Origin of the sequence: Streptomyces sp. NPDC059695 (assembly GCF_042733785.1) — a bacterium.
Taxonomy (GTDB): Bacteria; Actinomycetota; Actinomycetes; order Streptomycetales; family Streptomycetaceae; genus Streptomyces.
In genome coordinates, this window is sequence record NZ_JBHWFF010000023.1 from 72,769 (window position 1) to 86,221 (window position 13,453).

Sequence of the window (13,453 nt, forward strand, 5' to 3'; positions counted from 1 at the left end):
TCGCCCGTTTTCTCAGGGGGGTGGGGCGGGGCGCCCACGGGGGGGGCCCCCGCGGGGCGGGGGGGGCGGGGCCCCCCCCCCCCCCCCCCCACGGGCCTCGCGGAGCGGGCGGGGGCGCGGAGGCGCGGCTCACCCGGACGGAGGGGCGGCTTTCGGCCGCCTCGACGGGCGGCCCGGGAATGACGCGGAGCGGTTCCGCGTTCCGGGTGGCAGGAAGTTCATCGTTCAACTAAAGTGGTCGTACAAGGTCGCACCTAGGAGGTCGGGTCATGCCCGCAGTGACTGTCGAGAACCCGCTCACCCTGCCGCGCGTCGCGGCCCCCGCCGACGCCGTCGCCCGTCCCGTCCTCGCCGTCACCACGGCCCCCTCGGGGTTCGAGGGCGAGGGATTCCCGGTGCGCCGCGCGTTCGCCGGGATCAACTACCAGTACCTCGACCCGTTCATCATGATGGACCAGATGGGTGAGGTGGAGTACGCGCCCGGAGAGCCCAAGGGAACCCCCTGGCACCCCCACCGCGGCTTCGAGACCGTCACCTACATCATCGACGGGACCTTCGACCACCAGGACTCCAACGGCGGCGGCGGCACCATCACCAACGGCGACACCCAGTGGATGACCGCCGGCTCCGGCCTCCTCCACATCGAGGCCCCGCCGGAGTCCCTCGTCGTCAGCGGCGGCCTCTTCCACGGCCTCCAGCTCTGGGTGAACCTGCCCGCCTCCGACAAGATGATGGCCCCCCGCTACCAGGACATCCGCGGCGGCCAGGTGCAGCTCCTCACCACCCCCGACGGCGGCGCCCTGCTCCGCGTCATCGCCGGCGAGCTCGACGGCCACGAGGGGCCCGGCATCACCCACACCCCGATCACGATGATCCACGCCACCCTGCGCCCCGGCGCCGAGATCAGCCTGCCGTGGCGCGAGGACTTCAACGGCCTCGCGTACGTGCTCGCCGGCCGCGGCACCGTCGGCACCGACCGCCGGCCGGTCCACACCGGACAGACCGCCGTCTTCGGCAAGGGCGGCGCCCTCACCGTCCGCGCCGACGAGAAGCAGGACGGGAACACCCCCGACCTGGAGATCGTCCTCCTCGGCGGACAGCCGATCCGCGAGCCGATGGCGCACTACGGCCCGTTCGTCATGAACACCCAGGCCGAACTGCGCCAGGCCTTCGAGGACTTCCAGGCGGGCCGCCTCGGCACGATCCCGGCCGTCCACGGCATGGGCGAGTAGCAGCCGCCCGCACACCGCTTGACGGGCCGTCACCCGTACGGCCCGTCAGCGCGCGACGACACGCCGACGGCCGTGGTCCGGTGGTCGGGTGCAGACGAGCCGAGCGCCCCTCCTCCCCGAACCCGCCCGGCGGTTCGCCGCCTGGTGCGTCGTCTTCCTCCTGGGCGCCGGCGTCGCCGCCGTCTTCATCTGGCTCTGCGTCGTCTTCAAGACGGCCGTCACCCCCGCCCTGCTCGCGATCCTCGGCACCGCCCTCCTCGGGCCCCTCTACCGGCGCCTGCTGCGGATGAAGGTCCGCGAGGCGCTCGCCGCCGCCCTCACGGTCGTCGCCGTCCTCGTCGTCGTCGGCGGCGCCACGTACATCGTCGTCGTCGCCCTCATCGACACCGGCGACCAGATCGTCGCCTCGCTCCGGCAGGCCGCCACCGACATCGCCAAGCACCTCGGCGCGGCCGGCACCTCCCTCGACGACCTCGCCAAGAACGCCAAGGTCCTCCTGGAGAAGTTCGGCGGCACCGCGGCCTCCGGAGTCATCAGCGGCGTCAGCATCGTCGGCCAGATGCTCGCCACCGCCGTCCTCGCCCTCCTCCTCATCTTCTTCTTCCTGAAGGACTCCGACCGGGCCGCCGGCGCCCTGCGCTCCCTCGCCCCGCGCGCCACCGGCGACCTCGTCGAGGCGATGGCGCGCCGCGCGTTCGAGGCCGTCGAGGGCTTCATGCGCGGCACCACCTTCGTCGCGGCCGTCGACGCCCTCCTCATCGGCATCGGACTCGTCATCCTCGACGTGCCCGGCGCCGTCGGGCTCGCCGCGCTCGTCTTCGTCACCGCCTACATCCCGTACCTCGGCGCCTTCCTCTCCGGCGCGATCGCCGTCCTCGTCGCCCTCGCCGACCGGGGCTTCGTCATCGCGCTGTGGGTCCTCGGCATCGTCCTGGCGGTCCAGGTCCTGGAGGGCAACGTCCTCCAGCCCATGGTCCAGAGCCGGACCGTGCAGATGCACCCCGCCGTCGTGATGCTCGCGATCACCGCGGGGGCGTCCGTCGCGGGCATCCTGGGCATGCTGCTCGCCGTACCGCTGACCGCCGCGGCGACCGGGATCCTGGGCGAACTGCGCACGCGGTACGGGGCACCCCCGGAGCCCGCGGACACGGACGGCTGATCAGGCCGGTGTCAGTCCGCGTGGTCAAGAGGCACCGGTCAGGCCGCAGCCGGCTCGCCCCGCTCGAAGAGGCAGTGGTCAGGCCGGTGTCAGTCCGCCCCGCTCGAACGAGGCCAGGAGCTGTTCCAGGGCCGCCTGGTCCGGGCCGACGAACGGGTCGGCGTCCGGGGCGCCCGCGATCGTCCGCAGCATCCGGTCGGTCATCCGTACGGCCGGAGGCAGGTGCGTGCACAGCACGATCTCCGGGTTCATCTCGGCCAGCGGCGCGAGCGTCGCACGGTACTTCTCCGGGTCCACGAGGTGCACCCACGGGCTGTCGAGCGTCGCCCACAGCAGCTGCGCCCGCCGCAGCTCCTCCGGCTTCAGGTCGCTCGCGTGCCCGCTCTCGGCGATCTCGGCGCTCGGCATCGGGCCGCCGAAGCAGTCGGAGCTGAAGCAGATCCGGGTGCGGTCGTCGTAGAACCCGACGGTGGCGGGGTTGTCGAAGAGCGGCGGGCGGAACGCGTGCAGCGTGCGGTCGCCGACGTCGAGGGACTCCCCGGGGTTGAGGAAGTACACCCGGTCCATGGGCAGCGGCCGCTCGGTCATCATGATGCCCATGCCGATGAACGTCGTGATCACGCGCGCGCGTGGGGCCGCGTCGAGCAGGTCGAAGATCCCGCCGGTGTGGTCGCGGTCGGGATGGGTGAGCCAGATCCAGCGGACGTCCGCCGGATCCATGATCCCGCCCAGCGCGGCGACGAAGTCGCGGTCCTCGACCGAGAGCCCGGTGTCGACGACCACGGGTTCGGCGGCGGTGAGCACGTAGGCGTTGGCGGGGATGTGCCCGACGCCGGGGGCTTCGAGGCTGTCGGCGATCACCGTGGTGTCGCTGCCGACCTTGTGGATGTCCATGGCCCGCTCCGTGGTCCCCCCGGCGGCCGTACGACACCAGTGTCCCCCGGGGGGCGGGGGCCCGCGCGTCCGGCAGGTCCGGGGCCCGGGTGCCGCGGCCCTACGCGCAGCAGCCGTCCCCCGTCGGGGTCTCGTTCAGCTCGAACCAGATCGCCTTGCCCTCGCCCCGCGGGTCCACGCCCCACGCGTCCGCCAGCATCTCCATCAGGACCAGGCCGCGCCCGCTCGACGCCATCTCGCCCGGGTGCCGCTTGTGCGGCAGCTCGTCGCTGCCGTCGGAGACCTCCACGCGCAGCCGCCGTGCCTTCTCGCCGCACGCGACCTCCGCCACGAGCAGCGCGTCGCCGTCGGTGTGGACGAGGACGTTCGTGACCATCTCGGAGACCATCAGGACCGCCGCGTCGAGCTGGTCCTCGTCCGACCAGTCGTGCAGCAGCTGCCGCATCTGCTCGCGGGCCTCCGCGATCCGCTCCGGCTCCGCCTGGGCGATGGTCATCAGGGTGCGGCGCGGGGCCTCCCGCACGGTGTCGGCGGGCCGGCGGGAGAGCAGCAGGACGGCGATGTCGTCCTCGCGGCGGTCGGCGAGCGGGCCCGTCGTGTGGTGCGAGCCGGGCCCGTGGACGGCCTCCACGAGGGCGTCGGCGAGCCCCTCCAGGTCGTCGCCGGCGTGGGACTCCAGGAGCTCCCTGACCCGCTCCCAGCCGGTGTCCAGGTCGTGCCCGCCGGTCTCCAGGAGCCCGTCGGTGCAGATCATCAGGGTGTCGCCGGGGTCCAGGGTGAGCCGGGTGGTGGGGTAGTCGGTGTCGGGGTCGATGCCGAGCGGCAGCCCGCCGGCCGTCGGCCGCAGCAGAACCGTTCCGTCGTTCATCAGTACCGCCGGATCCGGATGCCCCGCCCGCGCGATGTCGACCGTCCCCGTCTCCAGGTCGACCTCCAGGTAGAGGCAGGTCGCGAAGCGCGGACCGCCGTTCTCCTGCTCCTCCCCGTCGGTGATCCCGTACAGGAAGCGCGAGGCGCGCGAGAGGACCGCGTCCGGCCGGTGGCCCTCGGAGGCGTACGCGCGCAGGGCGATCCGCAGCTGCCCCATCAGCCCGGCCGCCCGCACGTCGTGCCCCTGCACGTCGCCGATGACGAGCGCGATCCGGCCCGCGCCCCGGCCGCCGGTGCGCGTGGTCCCGCCGGGCAGCCGGATCACGTCGTACCAGTCGCCGCCGACCTGGAGCCCGCCGCCGGTCGGCACGTACCGCGCGGCGACCTGGATGCCGGGGATCCCCGGCCCGAGGACCGGCATCATCGTCCGCTGGAGGCCGAGCGACAGCTCGCGCTCGGACTCGGCCACGCCCGCGCGTGCGAGGGCCTGCGCGAGCATCCGCGCGACCGTCGTCAGCACCGACCGCTCGTCCGGTGTGAACGCCACCGGATGCTTGAAGGCCGCCATCCAGGCGCCCATCGTCCGCCCGGCGACGACCAGGGGGACGAAGGCCCAGGAGCGGCGCCCGAAGCGCTGGGCGAGCGGCCAGGTCATGGGGAAGCGCCGCAGGTACTCCTCCGGCGTCGGGAGGTAGATGGCCCGCCCGGTCCGGGCGACCTCGGCCGCCGGATAGTCCGTGTCCAGCGACATCGACGTGAACGGGCCCTCGTCGCCCTCGCTGTGCCCGTGGTGGCCGATGACCGTCAGCCGCTCGCCGGCCACCCCGAAGACGGCGAGCCCGTCCGGCGAGAAGCCGGGCATCGACAGCGAGGCCGCCACCCGCAGCACCTCGGCCGTCGACCGCGCCTCGGCGAGCGCCCGCCCCGCGTCGAGGAGGAAGGCCTCCCGGGAGCGGCGCCAGTCACCGGTGACCGGGGTGCGGGCGGCGGTGCCCGGCTGCTGCTCGGCGACCTCCTGGAGGGTGCCGACCAGCTGGTAGTCGTCGCCCTCGACGAGCGGCTTCGACCTGCTCCGTACGGTACGGATCACCCGTCCGTGCTCGTCCATGATCCGCAGCCGGGCCTCGGCGAGGGTGCCCTCGGCGACGGCGAGGTTGACCACCCCGTCGATCTCGTTCCAGTCGACCGGATGAAAACGGGAGCGGACGGCCGCCTCGCTGAGCCGCACGGGCTCGGCGGGCAGCCCGAGCAGCCGGGCGGCCTCGGCGTCGAGCGAGACGATCCCGGACGCGTTGTCCCAGCGCCACAGGCCGGTCGCGATCGCGGCCAGGACGTCCTCGGTGCGCATTGCCCCACTTTATGAATATCGGACAGCTGGTCGCCACCGAGAGTATTCGAAATCCGATCTTGGCCCGGCCGGTACTCTGGGTGGGTCTGCCCGCGTGTCCTGTGACGTCCGTGACAGGGGCCGGGGGGCAGTCACCCATCACCGAGATCCCGAAGACTGGATGAACGACGATGCATCGGTACAGGTCCCACACCTGCGGCGAGCTCCGCGCCTCTGACGTCGGCACCGACGTCCGGCTGAGCGGCTGGCTGCACAATCGGCGCGACCTGGGCGGCATCCTCTTCATCGATCTGCGCGACCACTACGGCATCACGCAGCTCGTCGCCCGGCCCGGCACCGCCGCCGCCGAGGTCCTCGACAAGCTGACCAAGGAGACCGTCGTCCGCGTGGACGGCAAGGTCGTCTCCCGCGGCGCGGAGAACGTCAACCCCGAGCTGTCGACCGGCGAGATCGAGATCGAGGCCGCCACGGTCGAGGTCCTGGGCGCCGCCAAGCAGATCCCCTTCACCATCAACGCCGACGACGGCGTCAACGAGGAGCGGCGCCTGGAGTACCGCTTCCTCGACCTGCGCCGCGAGCGCATGCACCGCAACATCATGCTGCGCTCCGCCGTCATCGCCTCCATCCGCTCCAAGATGGTGGCCCTCGGCTTCAACGAGATGGCGACCCCGATCCTCGCCGCGACCTCCCCCGAGGGCGCCCGCGACTTCGTCGTCCCGTCCCGCCTGAACCCGGGCAAGTTCTACGCGCTGCCGCAGGCCCCGCAGCAGTTCAAGCAGCTGCTGATGATCTCCGGCTTCGACCGGTACTTCCAGATCGCGCCCTGCTTCCGCGACGAGGACGCCCGCGCCGACCGCTCGCCGGGCGAGTTCTACCAGCTCGACGTCGAGATGTCGTTCGTCGAGCAGGAGGACGTCTTCCAGCCCATCGAGAAGCTCATGACGGAGCTCTTCGAGGAGTTCGGCGGCGGCCGCCACGTCACCTCGCCGTTCCCGCGCATCCCGTTCCGCGAGTCGATGCTGAAGTACGGCAACGACAAGCCGGACCTGCGCACCGCCCTCGAACTCGTCGACATCTCGGACGTCTTCGAGAACTCGGAGTTCAAGGCCTTCGCCGGCAAGCACGTCCGCGCGCTCGCCGTCCCGAACACCGGCGACCAGCCGCGCAAGTTCTTCGACGGGCTCGGCGACTTCGCGGTCTCCCTCGGCGCGAAGGGCCTGGCCTGGGTCCGCGTCGGCGAGGAGAACGCCCTCACCGGCCCCATCGCCAAGTTCCTCACCGAGGAGAACGTCAAGGTCCTGACGGAGCGCCTGGGCCTCGCTCCCGGCCACGCGATCTTCTTCGGCGCGGGCGAGTTCGACGAGGTCTCCAAGATCATGGGCCCGGTCCGGGTCGAGGCCGCCAAGCGCGCCGGCCAGTTCGAGGAGAACGTCTTCCGCTTCGCGTGGATCGTGGACTTCCCGATGTACGAGCGGGACGAGGAGACCGGCAAGATCGACTTCTCGCACAACCCGTTCTCCATGCCGCAGGGCGGCCTGGAGGCCCTGGAGACCCAGGACCCGCTGGACGTCCTCGGCTGGCAGTACGACATCGTCTGCAACGGCATCGAGCTCTCCTCCGGCGCCATCCGGAACCACGAGCCCGAGATCATGTTCAAGGCCTTCGAGATCGCCGGCTACAGCCGCGAGACCGTCGAGTCCGAGTTCGCCGGCATGCTCCGCGCCTTCGAGTACGGCGCCCCGCCGCACGGCGGCATCGCCCCGGGCGTCGACCGCATCGTCATGCTCCTCGCCGACGAGCCCAACATCCGCGAGATCATCGCCTTCCCGCTGAACGGCAACGGCCAGGACCTCCTGATGGGCGCCCCGACGGAACTGGACGAGTCGCGCCTGCGCGAGCTCAACATCCAGCTCCGCAAGCCGGTCGAGAAGAAGACGACGGACATCACGGACGCGGTCCACCCGGACGCGGCGCGCTAAGCACCCCGTCTGACGCGGAAGGGCCCGGAATCCACACGGATTCCGGGCCCTTCCGCTGTGTGTGCCGCGATGGCTACGCGTCGTCCTCCGAAAAGATCTCCTCGGCCGTGGCTGCCGTGACCGCGCGAGTCAGCCAGAGGCGCAGTGTCTCCAGGTCGTCGCAGGCGGTGACGCGGGCGCGGACGTCGTCGGGGACGTCGAGGCCGCGCTGCTCCAGGACCAGCAGTATGGCGGCGGCGCTGGCCTCGGCGCGACCTTCGGCCTTGCCCTCGGTTCGGCCTTCCTCCCGGAGTTCTTCGGAGAGGTACGACTTGTAGAAGGAGAGGTCCGTGGCCACCAGGTTCCTCCAGATCTCCTGAGCCGGACGCTTGCTCAGCCCCTGTGCGGTGAATTCGATGAGGGGGTCGGCGACGTCCTCGGGCAGGTCACGCAGTGCGGTGGAAAGTGCCTTCAGTATGTCACCGATGCCCGGATCGCCCGCGTGGGTGAGCGTCGCCAGGGTGGCCAGCGCCAGGTCTCCCCGGGCCCGGACCGGGTCGGTGATCACCGGCATGTTGTGCGGGCCCACGACGGTGGGGCGGATGACGAGGGTGGGCATGTCGGGCGGCCCGCTCGCCACCTCCTGCCCGGCCCATTCGGCTGTGGCCCGGTCTTGGCAGACGACGAGCAGAGCGGTCGGCAGCCGGTACTTCGACCACAGGTAGGCGGCGTAGTACGCCCAGCTCGCGTGCTTGTCGGGGTCCTTCTTGCCCTGGGACTCGATGGCGAGGAGCAGGGAGCCCTTCGCCGCGCTGTCGAGCTTCAGGAGGGTGTCCACGCGGCGTTCGACGGGTCTCGTCTCGGTGAGATCGGTGGGCAGGAGGACGGCTTCCACGGGGGTGGGAAGCCGGATTCCCAGCTGCCGTGACAGGCGGCTGAAGAGCATGGGGTCGTGCTGGAAGATCCGGTGCAACGCCTCGTGGGGCGGATTGACCATGGCGGTTCCTCGGTGTGTCACGGGCTGTGTGCGCAGCTCCCGCAGGTGCCCGGTTCCGGGGCTCGGTAGGCGCGGTCGCAGGTGTCGCAGTTCTGGAGGGGGTGGGGGGCGGCCGGTCGTGGCGGGCGGAAGGGTGGGAGCGGGGGGAGTTGGGCCGTGAGGCGGTGGGCCAGGAGGGCGGCGGGGCGACGGAGGGTCTCTGCGGGGAGCAGAGTGGTCAGGGCGCGGTGGATGGAGTCGGGGGTGACGTCACGCTCCAGCCACGTGACGACGCCCGGTGCGAGGTGTTCGGCGTCCGTGGCGGAGATCAGCAGGCGGGCATCCGTGCGACGGAGGCCGGAGAGGATGCCGATGGCCGTCTGGAGGAGGTCGGGCGTCGGGTACGCGGGCTGCGGTACGGCCGGCAGGGCGGCCCTTCGGCGGGGTTTCCGCTCTTCACGCCGCCGGGGCGCGGGCTCCTGCGGCTCGCGTCGGCGGGGTTGTGGCTCCTGCTTCTCGCGTCGTGGGGACGGGGGCTTCGGCTCGGGCCTCGGAGGGGGACCGTTCCCCCTGGTGGGACGGGGCGAGGGGGCGCTCGTGCGGCCCGGGCGGTTGCACGAGACCGTGCGGGTCACGACCCGCCCCGCCGCCGTGCGTTGCCTGGTGCGGCGCAGGTAGCCGTGGGCCTCCAGCTCGCGCAGGGCGGCGGCGATCCGTGTCGTGCCCTCCGGGAAGCGGCGGGCGAGGGAGCGGATGTCCACGGGTGATCCGGCGGGCAGCGACTGGATGTGGGTCGCCAGGCCGATGGCCGTCAGTGAGAGCGCCTCGTGCTGGGCGAGGTGGTTGCCGACGACCGTGAAGTGAGTGGAGTGAGGCGTGTTGTCGTGCACCACTCCGGTCAAAGTCCCCCGGGAAGGGTGGTTCTTGGCCTCGTCACGGGACGCGGTGGGCGCCTGGGCGCTAGGGTTCTGGTTATCCATCGGGGAAGCGTTCTCTTCCTTGGTGGTCAGGCCCTCGCACTGGGATGGCCGTCCCGGCGAGGGCCGACGCATGTCTGCGTCCGGCTCTGTTGGGCAGAGCGTAGATCAGACAACCCACCACTTAGCCAGCTGAGTTGGCGTTCTTCACCCGTGTGAGTGAGAGCCCGCTTCCGGGAGGGAAAGGGTGGGGCTTGGTGGGGTTTCTTTCTCTCCGGGGGTTACTTGGGGAGACCGCCCCCGGCACCGGTGACCAGGTTCCCGGTCCCCGGTGGGCCGGTGACGCCGAACTCGGCCCACACCGTCTTCTGCGGCACGGGACCGAGCCTCACACCCCACCGGTCCGCGAGCGCCTCCACCAGCAGCAACCCGCGCCCGCCCTCGTCCTCCGGCGGCGTCCTGCGGAGCCTGGGCAGGCTCTCCGCCCGGGTGTCCGTCACCTCGATCCGGAGGCCCTCCGGAGCCGCCCGCAGCACCAGACGGAAGCTCCGCCCGCCGACCCTGCCGTGCGTCGCCGCGTTCGCCGCCAGCTCCGCCACGACCTGCGCCGCCGCCTCGGGCACTCCGTACGGCAACTCCCTGTCCCGGAGCCACTCCACCGCGAGCAGCCGCGCGAGGCGGGCCCCGCGAGAGGACGGCGACAGGAGGACGTCGAAGTGCGCTGGTGAGACGGGTACTTGGGTGGTGCTGTGGGTGGTGTTCTTCTGATTCACGTCACCGAGCGTGGCCGCCCTCGCCTAGCGTGAACAGTGACGAAGTCGATGCGTACGGTGACTGTCCGGAGCTTGTCCACTGCTGTCCGGGCTGTCCGGACCCTCTTCACGGGTAGGGGCGTCGCGCCACGAAGGGGCGAGGGAAGGGTGCGGTATGTCGGTGGATGGTGCGGCGCAGCGGCTCAAGACCGAGGCGGACGAGCCGGGGTGGGAGGTCGACCCGGACGACGACTGGGGTGTGGCCGTGGTCGCCACCGTGGGACGGCAGTTGCGGCTGCGGAGGGAGGCGGTGGGGATGCGGGCCGCCGAGATCGGGACCGCCACGGGCTACGGCGAGGACCTCATCTACAAGATCGAGAGCGGCAAACGGATCCCGCGCCCCGAGTTCCTGGACAGGGCGGACGAGGTACTGGGGGCGGGCGGCCTGCTCTCGGCCATGAAGGAGGACGTGGCGAAGGTCCGGTACCCGAAGAAGGTGAGGGATCTGGCCGGGGTCGAGGAGCGGGCTGTAGAGATCGGTGTCTATGTCTGCAACAGCATCAGTGGGTTGTTGCAGACGCCGGAGCATGCTCGTGCCGTATTCGAGTCACGACAACCCCCCTACTCGCAGGACGAGGTGGAGCGGCTGGTTGTTGCGCGGGTGGCCAGGCAGTCCATCTTTGAGCGGGATCCGGCGCCTTCTCTCGGCTTCGTGCTGGAAGAGGCGCTGCTGCGACGGCCACTCGGAGGCACACTGGTGTGGCGAGGGCAGCTCGAACGTCTGCTGGAGGTGGGCCGGTTGCGGAACGTCACTCTCCAGGTGATGCCGACGCACGTAGAGGTCCACCCCGGTCTGGACGGCAAGATTGAGCTGCTGAAGTTCGTGGACGGTACTGCGACGGGTCGATCCGACGGGGCATTCAGCGGTCGCCCTGTCATGGATCCAAGGCAGGTACGCATCCTTGAGCTCCGGTATGGCACCATCCGGGCTCAGGCTCTCCCGCCCCGGGAGTCGCTGGCCTTCATTGAAGAATTGCTGGGAGAGACATGATCCGCAAGTCCTCTACCGGGGACGCCTCCGAACTGGCGTGGTTCAAGAGCAGCTACAGCGATGGCAATGAGGGCGACTCCTGCGTCGAGGTCGCCTGGCGCAAGAGCAGCTACAGCAGCGGCAGCGAGGGCGACTCCTGCATCGAGGTCGCCGCCACCCCCGCCACCGTCCACGTCCGCGACTCCAAGAACCTCGGCGGTCCCCAGCTCGCGCTGACGCCCGCCGCCTGGGCGGGCTTCGTCTCGTACGCGGTCGGCAGCTGACCTGCACCGACCTCCGTCATCGAGAGGCCGATGAGGCCGGCCACGCGATGTCGTCGATCGCCAGCCACGGTGCGGCGGCGACCGCCGTGGGAGTGAGCCCGGTGAAGGACCTGACCTCGCGGTGAAGGTGGGACTGGTCGGCGTAGCCGCTCTCGGCGGCGACGCCGGCGACGGCGTGACCCGCCGCGAGGAGGCGTGCGGCGTGGTCGAACCGCACCAGCTGTGCGGCGCGTTTGGGTGTGATGCCGAGTTGGGACCGGAAGCGGGCCGACAGGCGCTTCCGGCTCCAGCCGACCTCGTCCGCGAGGCCTTCGACCCGTGCCCGCCCCTGGCTGGTGCGCATCCGCCGCCAGGCGAAGGCGACCTCCGGGGCGACCGGCGGGCGGGTGTCCAGCCGTCGGCCGATGAGCTCCGCCGCGATCGTGAACCGTTCGTCCCATGACGGGGCGGCGCGCAGCCTGTCCTCCGTTCGTGCGGCCTCGCGGCCCCAGACGTCCCCGAGGGACACCACCGTCCCGGTGAGCTCGGTCGTCATCCCGAGCACCGCGGCCGCCGCGGCCGGGTCCAGCCGGATCTGGAGGCACTCGCTCGCCCGGCCGCCCGCCCGGAGGTCGCCGGGCAGGAGGCCGGTGACGGCGCTGCCGAGGACTTCCCGGCCGCCGCCGCGGTGGACCAGGCCCCCGCCCTCGCTCAGGTCGACGAGCAGGGTGACGGAGGGATGAGCGACCATCGCGATGTCCACGGTTTCCGGAGCGCGGTGAGCCTGGATACCAGGCCGGGGGCATATGCCAACGTGCCTGTCATGGCGACAGCGACGAACCCCGTCGAGCGGACCGGGAAGCACGTACCGTGGAGGGCACCACCGATCCAGGAGGACGCCGCCGTGGATGCAGTCGAGCAGCGGACACGTGCCATGACGCAGGAGCAGTTCGAGGAGCTCGCGCGTGTGGGTGACCGGTTGAGTGATGCCCTGCGACTGGAGTTCATCGACGGGAAGATCGGGGAGAAAGCCTTGCCTGACGGCGACCACGGACGCATCATCCAGTGGCTGACCCGCCTGTGCATTCAGGCCGACACGGGCTGGTGGCTGCACGTGGACCAGGGGCTGAGGATCGGGTCCTACCGCAAGGGAAACGCTCGGCCCGACGGCTGCCTCGCACCCAACGACACCTTCGTCGGCCAAGGCGAGTGGGCGAGTGCCGACGGTGTGCTGATGGCGGTCGAGGTCACCTCACACGACTCGGACACAGACCGACGTGACCGCGTCGAGAAGCCGCGCGCCTATGCCGAGACCGGCATCCCCGTCTATCTGTTGATCGACCGTGCGACGGGCGAAGTGAAGGTGCACTCCCAGCCTGGCGACGGTCGGTACGACATGATCGTTACGGCGACCTTCGGAAAGACGGTCATGCTGCCGGAGCCGGTCGGCATGGAGCTCGACACAGAGCCGCTCAAGGACTGGGTGCAGTGACCCCCGAAGGTTTTTGACGCGGGCTGTCACACATCCCGGACCCGCTCCGTCAGTGCAGTGTCCGGCTCGGTCGAGGCGGACGTACACCGGACGAGGAGCCCGAGATGTTCGCCGAGATGTCCACCACCGCCATCGTCGTCACCGCCGTCGCCGCGTTCATGGCCGGGTTCTCCGGGGCGTCGATCTTCTTCAAGGCCAAGTTCGTCGTCGAGCCCCTCGCCGAGTACGGGGTGCCGCAGGCCTGGTGGAACTGGCTCGGGGCCGCCAAGGCCGCCGGGGCCGTCGGGCTCGTCGTCGGGTTCTGGGTCCCCGTCATCGGGACCCTCGCCGCGATCGGCCTCATCCTGTACTTCGCCGGGGCCGTGATCACCGTCCTCCGGGCCCGCGCCTACGGCCACGCCCCCTTCCCGCTCGTCTACATGGCGCCCGCCGTCGCCGCCCTCGTCCTCACCTGGTGACCGTGGGCAGGGATGCGAGAAGGCCGCCGGCCCCCGGAGCAGGGGGACGGCGGCCGTCATGGGGTAGTCACTACAACGTCGGGGCCACCAGCCGCGGGGGCACC

General features: G+C 71.2%; 13 protein-coding genes. 7 read left to right on the top strand and 6 right to left on the bottom strand.

The annotated features are described in order from the left end of the window. Positions 1-269: 269 nt before the first annotated feature. Together ACFV2S_RS26555 and ACFV2S_RS26560 are read left to right on the top strand one after the other, a co-directional pair. The gene (locus ACFV2S_RS26555) at positions 270-1,232 is read left to right on the top strand and encodes a pirin family protein (RefSeq protein ID WP_383799929.1); all 963 of its coding nucleotides are present in this window, start codon (positions 270-272) and stop codon (positions 1,230-1,232) included. 88 nt (positions 1,233-1,320) lie between these two features. Further along, positions 1,321-2,391, top strand: coding sequence for an AI-2E family transporter (locus tag ACFV2S_RS26560; protein ID WP_385563927.1), 1,071 nt, complete (start codon positions 1,321-1,323; stop codon positions 2,389-2,391). A gap of 78 nt (positions 2,392-2,469) precedes the next feature. Here the strand turns inward: ACFV2S_RS26560 and ACFV2S_RS26565 are convergent, their stop codons facing one another. Further along, entirely contained in the window at positions 2,470-3,285 is an 816-nt protein-coding gene (locus ACFV2S_RS26565; protein WP_385563930.1) for an MBL fold metallo-hydrolase, read from the bottom strand. A gap of 100 nt (positions 3,286-3,385) precedes the next feature. Then, positions 3,386-5,503, bottom strand: coding sequence for a SpoIIE family protein phosphatase (locus ACFV2S_RS26570; RefSeq protein WP_385563933.1), 2,118 nt, complete (start codon positions 5,501-5,503; stop codon positions 3,386-3,388). Between the two features lie 170 nt (positions 5,504-5,673). On the opposite strand from ACFV2S_RS26570, the gene aspS reads away from it, so the two are divergent. Next, entirely contained in the window at positions 5,674-7,482 is a 1,809-nt protein-coding gene (aspS, locus tag ACFV2S_RS26575) for an aspartate--tRNA ligase (RefSeq protein WP_385563936.1), read from the top strand. A 73-nt stretch (positions 7,483-7,555) separates the two neighbouring features. Here the strand turns inward: aspS and ACFV2S_RS26580 are convergent, their stop codons facing one another. The 3 genes from ACFV2S_RS26580 to ACFV2S_RS26590 form a co-directional block, all read right to left on the bottom strand. Continuing rightward, positions 7,556-8,458, bottom strand: coding sequence for a hypothetical protein (locus tag ACFV2S_RS26580; protein WP_385563939.1), 903 nt, complete (start codon positions 8,456-8,458; stop codon positions 7,556-7,558). 17 nt (positions 8,459-8,475) lie between these two features. After that, complete coding sequence (locus ACFV2S_RS26585) at positions 8,476-9,417, bottom strand: helix-turn-helix domain-containing protein (protein WP_385563941.1); 942 nt, start codon at positions 9,415-9,417, stop codon at positions 8,476-8,478. A gap of 218 nt (positions 9,418-9,635) precedes the next feature. Next, entirely contained in the window at positions 9,636-10,127 is a 492-nt protein-coding gene (locus tag ACFV2S_RS26590) for an ATP-binding protein (protein ID WP_385563944.1), read from the bottom strand. Between the two features lie 154 nt (positions 10,128-10,281). Here ACFV2S_RS26590 and ACFV2S_RS26595 point away from each other — a divergent pair, with 154 nt between their 5' ends. Both ACFV2S_RS26595 and ACFV2S_RS26600 read left to right on the top strand, forming a co-directional pair. Further along, the gene (locus ACFV2S_RS26595; protein WP_385563947.1) at positions 10,282-11,157 is read left to right on the top strand and encodes a helix-turn-helix domain-containing protein; all 876 of its coding nucleotides are present in this window, start codon (positions 10,282-10,284) and stop codon (positions 11,155-11,157) included. Next, positions 11,154-11,420 (top strand): DUF397 domain-containing protein, encoded by a 267-nt coding sequence (locus ACFV2S_RS26600; RefSeq protein ID WP_385563951.1) that lies wholly within the window; start codon positions 11,154-11,156, stop codon positions 11,418-11,420. The genes ACFV2S_RS26595 and ACFV2S_RS26600 overlap by 4 nt, the downstream gene beginning before the upstream one ends. Positions 11,421-11,436: 16 nt before the next feature. Here ACFV2S_RS26600 and ACFV2S_RS26605 read toward each other — a convergent pair whose 3' ends face one another. Beyond that, positions 11,437-12,150 (bottom strand): helix-turn-helix domain-containing protein, encoded by a 714-nt coding sequence (locus ACFV2S_RS26605; protein ID WP_385563954.1) that lies wholly within the window; start codon positions 12,148-12,150, stop codon positions 11,437-11,439. A 153-nt stretch (positions 12,151-12,303) separates the two neighbouring features. Here ACFV2S_RS26605 and ACFV2S_RS26610 point away from each other — a divergent pair, with 153 nt between their 5' ends. Further along, a complete protein-coding gene (locus ACFV2S_RS26610; RefSeq protein WP_385563957.1) occupies positions 12,304-12,891 on the top strand; it encodes a Uma2 family endonuclease in 588 nt (195 codons plus the stop codon). Positions 12,892-12,995: 104 nt separating this feature from the next. Continuing rightward, complete coding sequence (locus ACFV2S_RS26615; protein WP_385563960.1) at positions 12,996-13,349, top strand: DoxX family protein; 354 nt, start codon at positions 12,996-12,998, stop codon at positions 13,347-13,349. Positions 13,350-13,453: the final 104 nt, after the last annotated feature.

Coding starts and splice junctions, on each gene's coding strand:
- ACFV2S_RS26595 (WP_385563947.1), top strand. CDS start 10,282: ATGTCGGTGGATGGTGCGGCGCAGCGGCTCAAGACCGAGGCGGACGAG.
- ACFV2S_RS26555 (WP_383799929.1), top strand. CDS start 270: ATGCCCGCAGTGACTGTCGAGAACCCGCTCACCCTGCCGCGCGTCGCG.
- aspS (WP_385563936.1), top strand. CDS start 5,674: ATGCATCGGTACAGGTCCCACACCTGCGGCGAGCTCCGCGCCTCTGAC.
- ACFV2S_RS26580 (WP_385563939.1), bottom strand. CDS start 8,458: ATGGTCAATCCGCCCCACGAGGCGTTGCACCGGATCTTCCAGCACGAC.
- ACFV2S_RS26600 (WP_385563951.1), top strand. CDS start 11,154: ATGATCCGCAAGTCCTCTACCGGGGACGCCTCCGAACTGGCGTGGTTC.
- ACFV2S_RS26565 (WP_385563930.1), bottom strand. CDS start 3,285: ATGGACATCCACAAGGTCGGCAGCGACACCACGGTGATCGCCGACAGC.
- ACFV2S_RS26570 (WP_385563933.1), bottom strand. CDS start 5,503: ATGCGCACCGAGGACGTCCTGGCCGCGATCGCGACCGGCCTGTGGCGC.
- ACFV2S_RS26585 (WP_385563941.1), bottom strand. CDS start 9,417: ATGGATAACCAGAACCCTAGCGCCCAGGCGCCCACCGCGTCCCGTGAC.
- ACFV2S_RS26615 (WP_385563960.1), top strand. CDS start 12,996: ATGTTCGCCGAGATGTCCACCACCGCCATCGTCGTCACCGCCGTCGCC.
- ACFV2S_RS26605 (WP_385563954.1), bottom strand. CDS start 12,150: ATGGTCGCTCATCCCTCCGTCACCCTGCTCGTCGACCTGAGCGAGGGC.